The sequence below is a fragment of the Cellulomonas septica genome (genome assembly GCF_012396155.1).
GTDB classification, from domain to species: domain Bacteria; phylum Actinomycetota; class Actinomycetes; order Actinomycetales; family Cellulomonadaceae; genus Cellulomonas; species Cellulomonas septica.
Genome location: NZ_JAAXOY010000099.1, coordinates 1 through 8,071, shown reverse-complemented (window position 1 = coordinate 8,071; position 8,071 = coordinate 1). Strand labels below are relative to the sequence as shown.

4 protein-coding genes and 1 pseudogene are annotated in these 8,071 nt (G+C 73.1%); 1 reads left to right on the top strand and 4 read right to left on the bottom strand.

Annotated elements, in window-relative coordinates:
- The 4 genes from narH to HGA02_RS05945 all read right to left on the bottom strand — a co-directional run.
- Positions 1–1,498: nitrate reductase subunit beta (gene narH, locus HGA02_RS05960; protein WP_168678235.1), on the bottom strand; the 1,498-nt coding region annotated here is incomplete at its 3' end.
- Between the two features lie 34 nt (positions 1,499–1,532).
- Positions 1,533–5,306, bottom strand: coding sequence for a nitrate reductase subunit alpha (locus tag HGA02_RS05955; protein ID WP_168678234.1), 3,774 nt, complete (start codon positions 5,304–5,306; stop codon positions 1,533–1,535).
- 31 nt (positions 5,307–5,337) lie between these two features.
- Complete coding sequence (locus HGA02_RS05950; protein ID WP_168678233.1) at positions 5,338–6,651, bottom strand: NarK/NasA family nitrate transporter; 1,314 nt, start codon at positions 6,649–6,651, stop codon at positions 5,338–5,340.
- Between the two features lie 245 nt (positions 6,652–6,896).
- Complete coding sequence (locus HGA02_RS05945) at positions 6,897–7,616, bottom strand: helix-turn-helix transcriptional regulator (protein WP_168678232.1); 720 nt, start codon at positions 7,614–7,616, stop codon at positions 6,897–6,899.
- An 86-nt stretch (positions 7,617–7,702) separates the two neighbouring features.
- Between HGA02_RS05945 and HGA02_RS05940 the strand changes: the two are divergent.
- A pseudogene (locus HGA02_RS05940) lies at positions 7,703–8,071 on the top strand (hypothetical protein); the annotation flags it as partial.

The window sequence follows — 8,071 nt, the reverse complement described above, 5'->3', positions numbered from 1 at the left end:
GCTCACCCCGCGCCCGCGGGCCGCCCATGCCCGGACCGCCCGCGCCGTCGAGCGAGCACCCGAGTCCGCCGCCCTCCGCGATCTCGTCGAGCGCCCGGGCCGACTCCGCGTGCGCGGGCGGGACGACGTAGCGGTCCTCGTACTTCGCGATCGCGAGCAGCCGGTACATCGCCTCGACCTCGTCGCCCGTCATGCCGACGGTCGCGGCGATGCGCGGATCCTGCTCGACGCCGAGGTAGACGTTGCGCATGTGCGCCCGCATCGCCGCGAGGCGGCGCAGCACGGCGGTCACCGGACGCGTGTCGCCTGCGGTGAACAGCCCGGCGAGGTATTCGACGGGGATGCGCAGGCGGTCGATCGCGGCGAACAGCGTGCGCGCGTCCTCGCCGTCGTTGCCCGACCCGGACACGACGTCGACGACCGGCGACAGCGGCGGGACGTACCAGACCATCGGCAGCGTCCGGTACTCGGGGTGCAGGGGTAGCGCGACCTCGAACCGCGAGATCAGCGCCCACACGAGCGAGCGCTGCGCGGCGAGCACCCAGTCGTGCGGCACGCCGTCGCGCTCGGCGGCGGCCATGACCTCGGGGTCGGACGGGTCGAGCAGCACGGACCGCTGCGCGGCGAGGAGCTCGTGCGGGTCCTCGATCGACGCGGCCTCCAGCACGCGGTCGGCGTCGTAGAGCACGAGGCCCAGGTAGCGCAGCCGGCCGACGCACGTCTCCGAGCACACCGTCGGCAGCCCGACCTCGAGCCGCGGGTAGCACAGCGTGCACTTCTCGGCCTTGCCGGTGACGTGGTTGAAGTAGACCTTCTTGTACGGGCAGCCCGACACGCACATGCGCCAGCCGCGGCACGCGTCCTGGTCGACGAGCACGATGCCGTCCTCCGCGCGCTTGTACATCGCGCCCGACGGGCACGACGCGACGCACGACGGGTTGAGGCAGTGCTCGCAGATCCGCGGCAGGTAGAACATGAACGCCTGCTCGAGCTCGGCCTTCACGCGGCCGCTCATCTGCGCGAGAACCGGGTCCTTCTCCATCGTCGCCGCCGACCCTCCCAGGTCGTCGTCCCAGTTCGCCGACCAGGTGATCGTCGTGTCCTCGCCCGTGAGCAGGGACTTCGGCCGGGCGACGGGCGTGTGCTCGCCCTGCGGCGCCGACAGCAGGACGTCGTAGTCGTACGTCCACGGCTCGTAGTAGTCGCGCACCTCGGGGAGCCGGGGGTTCGCGAAGATGTGGGAGAGCTTGGTGAAACGGCCGCCGGACCGCAGCCGCAACCGGCCGCGCTTGTTCAGCGTCCAGCCGCCGCCCCAGCGGTCCTGGTCCTCGTACGTGCGCGGGTAGCCCTGCCCGGGCCGCGTCTCGACGTTGTTGAACCACACGTACTCGACGCCCGCGCGGTTCGTCCACGCCTGCTTGCAGGTCACCGAGCACGTGTGGCACCCGATGCACTTGTCGAGGTTCATGACCATCGCCATCTGCGCCATGACCTTCACCGCAGCCACCCCCTGCGCGTCCCGACGGAGCCCATCAGTACGTCACCTCCTGCGACCGACGGCGGATGGTCGTGACCTCGTCGCGCTGGTTGCCCGTCGGGCCGAGGTAGTTGAAGGCGAACGACAGCTGCGCGTACCCGCCGACGAGGTGGCTCGGCTTGAGCAGCACGCGGGTCAGGGAGTTGTGGATCCCGCCACGCAGGCCCGACGTCTCCGACCGGGGGACGTCCACCGTCCGGTCCTTCGCGTGGTACATGAACACCGTCCCGGCGGGCATGCGGTGCGAGACGACGGCCCGCGCGACGACGACGCCGTTGCGGTTGTACGCCTCGACCCACTCGTTGTCGGTGACGCCGATGGTCGCGGCGTCCTGCGGGGACATCCAGATCGTCGGGCCGCCGCGGGACAGCGTGAGCATGTGCAGGTTGTCCTGGTACTCGGAGTGGATCGACCACTTGGAGTGCGGGGTCAGGTAGCGGACGGCGACCTCCGCGTGCCCGTCGGAGCCCGGTGCGCCCGACGCGGCGGTCGAGCCGGGGCGCGCGTCGCCGAACAGCCGGTGCAGGTCGAGCGGCGGCCGGTACACCGGGAGGTTCTCGCCGAGCTCGCTCATCCAGTCGTGGTCGAGGAAGAAGTGCTGGCGGCCCGTGAGGGTGTGCCACGGCTTGAGGTGCTCGACGTTGATCGTGAACGCGGAGTACCGCCGGCCGCCGTGCTCCGACCCCGACCACTCGGGCGACGTCACGACCGGGACGGGTCGCGCCTGCACGTCGGGGAACGTGATCCGCTTGCCCTCGTGGTCGCGGGCCAGCGACGCGAGCTCGGTACCCGTGCGCTTCTCGACGCGCTCGAACCCCTGCACCGCGAGGCGGCCGTTCGTCGTGCCGGACAGCGCGAGGATCGCCTCGCACACGTGGCGCGCGTCGTCGAGGCGCGGCTGCCCGGCGGCGACGCCGTCGCGCACCGTGCCGTTGACCCGGCCGAGCTCGGCGACCTCGACGTCGGGAGAGAACGCGACGCCCTTCGTCACCATCCCGGCGCGGGCGGTGAGGGGCCCGAGCGCGGCCCACCGGTCGGCGAGCGTCGCGTAGTCCCGCTCGACGACCACGAGCCTCGGCATCGAGACACCAGGGACCCGACCCATCGCCTCCGGGACCGCGCCGTGCGGCGTCGCGAGCTCGTCGGGGGTGTCGTGGAGCAGCGGTACGGCGACCAGGTCCTCGCGCGTGCCGAGGCGGTCGGCCGCGAGCGTCTGGAACGCGCGGGCCAGCGTGTGGAAGACGTCGAAGTCGGTCCGCGTCTGCCACGGCGGCGCGATCGCCGGGTTGAACGAGTGCACGTAGGGGTGCATGTCGGTCGTCGACAGGTCGTGCTTCTCGTACCAGGTCGCAGCGGGCAGCACGACGTCGCTGAACAGCGTCGTCGACGTCATGCGGAAGTCGCTCGTCACGAGCAGGTCGAGCTTGCCGCGGGGCGCCTCGTCGCGCCACGTCATCGACCCCGGGCGCCGGCCGGGCTCCGACTCGGGCGCACGCACCGCGGAGTCGGTGCCGAGCAGGTGCCGCAGGAAGTACTCGTTGCCCTTGCCGGACGACCCCAGCAGGTTCGCGCGCCACACCGTGAGCACGCGCGGGAAGTTCGCCGGGTCGTCCGGGTCCTCGCACGCGTACCGCAGCCGCCCGGCCTCGAGCTCGTCGACGACGTGCTGCGCCGGGTCGACGCCCTTGGCCCGGGCCTCGGCGACGAGGTCGAGCGGGTTGCGGTCGAACGTCGGGTACGACGGCATCCAGCCGCGCTGGGCGCTCTCGACCAGGCAGTCCGCCGTCGTGCGCCCCGCGAACCGGCCATCGGCGAGCGGCGACGCGAGCGCGTCGGCGGGCAGGCCGTCGTAGCGCCACTGGTCCGTCGCGAGGTACCAGAACGCGGTGCCGATCATCTGCCGCGGGGGCCGCACCCAGTCGAGCCCGAACGCGTACTGCGCCCAGCCCGTGACGGGCCGGCACTTCTCCTGGCCGACGTAGTGCGCCCAGCCGCCGCCGTTGACGCCCTGGCAGCCGGTCATCGACATGAGCGCGAGGAACGTGCGGTAGATCGTGTCCGAGTGGAACCAGTGGTTGGTGCCCGCGCCCATGAGGATCATCGAGCGGCCGCCCGAGTCCGCGGCGTTCTGCGCGAGCTCGCGACCGATCCGCGCCGCCGTCGCCGCCGGGACCGACGTGATCTCCTCCTGCCACGCGGGCGTGCCGGGCGTCGAGGCGTCGTCGTAGCCCGTCGGCCACTCGCCGGGCAGGCCGTCGCGGCCCACGCCGTACTGCGCGAGCAGCAGGTCGAACACCGTCGTGACCAGGCGGTCGCCGACCCGCGTCACGGGGACGCCGCGGCGCACGACGCCCGCGCCGCCCTGGTGCTCGGCGCCGGCCTCGGGAGCGAGGTCGAAGCGGGGGAGGTCGACGGCGACGGCCTCGCACGTCCCGGTCGAGGCGGCGTCGAGGTCGCGGACCGACAGCACGGGCTCGACGCCGCCCAGGTCGAGGTTCCAGCGCCCCTCCTGCGCGGGGTCGAACCGGCGGCCCAACGACCCGTTCGGCACGTGCGGCGTCCCGTCCGCGTCGAGGACGACCGTCATGAACGCCGCGTCCCGCGCGCCCGCGTCGTCGCCCGCGGCCGCACCGAGCGCGTCGGCGGTGAGGAACTTGTCCGGCACCCACGCGTCACCGCGCTGCTTGAGCGTGACGAGGTGCGGCGCGTCGGTGAACCTGCGCAGGTAGTCGACGAACCGCGCGGTGCGCTTCTCGACGAGGAACTCCCGCAGGACGACGTGCCCCATCGCGAACGCGAGCGCGCCGTCCGTGCCCGGGTGCGGGGCCAGCCACTCGTCGGCGAGCTTGGTGTTCGCCGCGTAGTCGGGGGAGACCGCGACGACCTTCTGCCCGCGGTAGCGCGCCTCGGCGAGGAAGTGCGCGTCGGGCGTGCGGGTCACCGGGACGTTGGAGCCCCACATGACCAGGTACGACGCGTTCCACCAGTCCGCGGACTCGGGGACGTCGGTCTGGTCGCCGAACACCTGCGGCGACGCGACGGGGAGGTCGGCGTACCAGTCGTAGAACGACAGCATGGTCCCGCCGAGCATCGAGACGAACCGCGCGCCCGACCCGTGCGACACCATCGACATCGCGGGGATGGGGGAGAAGCCCGCGACGCGGTCCGGCCCGAACTCCTTGATGGTGTGCACGTGCGCGGCGGCGACGATCTCCGCCGCCTCGTCCCACGTCGCCCGGACCAGCCCGCCCTTGCCGCGCGCCGCCTTGTACGCGCGCGCCGTCTCCGGGTCCGAGGTGACCTCCGCCCACGCCGCGACCGGGTCGCCCGTCCGGGCCTTCGCCTCGCGGTACGCCCGCAGCAGCACGCCGCGCACGTAGGGGTAGCGCACGCGCGTCGGCGAGTACGTGTACCAGGAGAACGACGCACCCCGCGGGCACCCCCGCGGCTCGTACTCGGGGGAGTCCGGGCCGACCGTCGGGTAGTCGGTCTGCTGCGTCTCCCACGTGATGATGCCGTCCTTGACGGACACTTGCCACGAGCACGAGCCCGTGCAGTTCACGCCGTGCGTCGACCGCACCACCTTGTCGTGCGACCAGCGGTCCCGGTAGAACGCGTCGCCCTTCCGACCGCCCTCGAGGAACAGGCTGCGCAGGTCCGGGGAGACCGTGCCGGGCCGCAGGCGCGAGCCGACCGTGAGCAGCGCGTCGATCGCGCGGTTGTCGGTGCCGGCGGACGAGGCCGGACCGGGGTGCCGGGATGCGGGCACGGGGACCTCCGGGGGGCGAGGGCGGACCGGGTCAGCTGGGGCGCGGGGCGCCGGGACGTGCGTACTGCACCCACGTCAGGGCGGTGCAGGCGGCGAAGTAGACGGCGCAGCCGACGAAGAACGCCGTCGGCGACCACGCCGACAGCGCCATGCCGACGAGGAACGGGCCGAACGCCGCGCACGCCGACGTGAACCCGATGACGCCGCCCGCACGCCGGCGGTCGAAGATCATCGGCATCTGCTTGAACGTGCCCGCGTTGCCGATGCCCGCGAACGTGAAGATCAGCAGCATCCCGGCGAGGAACCAGCCGAACGAGGCCGTGTCCGTCGGGCGCAGGAAGAACAGCGTGAAGACGGTGCTGACGGTCATGCCGATGCCCGACACGAGCGTCCACACCGCGCCGCCGAACCGGTCGCACAGCGGACCCCACGCGGCGCGCGTGATCGAGCCGAGCAGCGGGCCGAGGAACGCGAACTTCAGCGGGTCGGGGGCGTTCTCGAAGCCGCCGAACAGGTTGAGCGTGAGCAGGCCGAGCTGCGCGGCGAAACCGGAGAACGCGCCGAACGTCATGACGTAGATCGCGGTCATGAACCACGTGTGCCGGTCGCGGAAGATGTCCAGCTGCTCGCGCACGTTCGCGGTCACGGGGACGCGCTTGAGGTACAGCGCGGCGAGCCCGATCCCGAGCAGCACCCACGGCACCAGGACGAGGCCCGCGTTGTGCAGCCACATCTGGCCGCCGCCGTCGGCCTTCTGCTGCGGCGTCAGGACGGCCGTGCCGAGCAGGCCGAACCCGACGACCCACGGCACGAGGAACTGGATGAGGCTCACGCCGAAGTTGCCCAGCCCCGCCTGCAGGCCCAGGGCGGTGCCGGCCATGCGCTTCGGGAAGAAGTAGCTCGTCGACGGCATGAACCCGGCGAACGCGCCGCCGCCCAGGCCCGCCGCCACCGCGAGCAGCAGCAGCACCGCGTACGGCGTGGACGGGTCGCGGACCGCCATCGTCCAGCCCGCCATCGGCAGCAGCATGAGCGTCGCCGTGCCGCCGACCAGCGTGCGCGTCCCCAGCATCGGCGGCAGGAACGTGTACGCCATCCGGAACAGGCCCCCCGCGAGGCCCGGGATCGCGACCAGCCAGTACAGCTGCTCCTTCGACAGGTCGTACCCGATGACGTTGAGGCGCGGCGCGATCGCGCTCACCAGGTACCAGACGCAGAACGCGAGCGTCAGGTTGTACGTCGTGATCCAGAGCGTCCGCCACGCGAGGCGCTTGTCCCACGTGGACTCGTCCTCGGGGTTCCAGTTCGCCAGGTCCGGCGCGAGCGTCGTCGTCGGTGCCGACATCGGGTCCTCCTCGTGGTGCGCCGGGGTGGGGCGCCGGGGACCGGTGCCGGTCCCCTCGGCGTGAGCATCGCGACCCACCCGGCGGCCGCTCCACCAGGAGTGCCGTGGAAAAGCCGGTGGGCGCGAGAACGGACCTCGAACGCACCATCACGCGCGTCCCGGGCAGGCGAGACGTGCGTGATGGTGCGTTCGGCGGCGGTGACGGCCGCGTCGCGGCGGCGAGCCGGCGCACGGGGGCGTCGCGGTCAGCAGGAGGAGGACGCCGACCGGAGGGTGAGGACGCAGTGGTGGGGCTCCACGAACGGGTGCAGCTCGGCCGCCTCGACCGGGCCGCCGACGGCGTCGAGCACGCCCTGGGCGAGACCCAGGTGCACGCTGCACACGACGTCCGGGCGCTCGCGGGCCAGGTCGAGGAACGGGCACCGCCACAGGTGGAACTGCAACGGCTCGTCCTCGAGGTCCGGGTCGAACCCGAGCCGGTCGAGGTGCGCGGACAGGGCGTCCAGCTGGCGCTGCTCGGGCGGCGCGTCGGGCGACGAGCGCGGTGTCGGCGGGTGCAGGGCGGTCACCGCCCGCGCGGCGAGCTCGCGCCCCGCGGCCCGTGCGGTCTCGGGAACGGACTCGACGGGCGTGCCGTAGCTCTGCAGCAGCACGCGGCTCAGCGCGGCGCCCGCGATCGCGTCCTCGAGCCGGCGGGCGGCGACGGGGTCGGTCCGCACGTCCTGCGACGTCACGGCCCGGTAGACGATCCGTGGGCGCCCGCGTGTCGTGCGCACCTCGGGTTCGCGGTGCACGAACCCGTCGAGCACCAGGCGCTGCAGGTGCTCGCGTGCAGTGTTCTCGTGCAGGCCGGTCCGGTCGGCGAGCTCGCCGACCGTCTGCGGGCCGCCGCTCTGCAGCAGGTGCAGCAGGTCGACGCGGCTGCCGGAGCCCAACGTGCGGGCCGCTGCGGTGCGTCGGGACATGCGCCGATCATCGAGGCGGAGTGACGTGCGCGGCTCGGGACCTCGGTCCCATCCGCAGGCCACGGGCGGAAATCTACGGTCGAGCCGTGAATACCCCTGGCCTGCGCGGACGGACCGTCCTCCTGGTGCCCGTCGCGGTCGCGCTCCTCGCAGGGCTCGACGCCGCGCTCGTGCTGCTCGGCCTCCCGGCACCCGTGACGACACAGCGGCTGCCCGACGTGCACGGCGCGCTCATGGTCCTCGGCTTCGTCGGCGCGCTCGTCGCGCTGGAGCGCGCGGTCGCCGTCGGACGCCCGGTCGGATACGCCGCCCCGGCGCTTCTGGGTGCGGGCGGACTGCTGCTGCTCTCACCGCTCCCGCTGGTCGTGGGGCGTGCCGCGCAGCTCGGCGGGGCGGTCGCGCTGGTCGGCCTGTACGGCGCGGTGTGGCGACGTCAGCCCGCGGGGGCCGTGGCC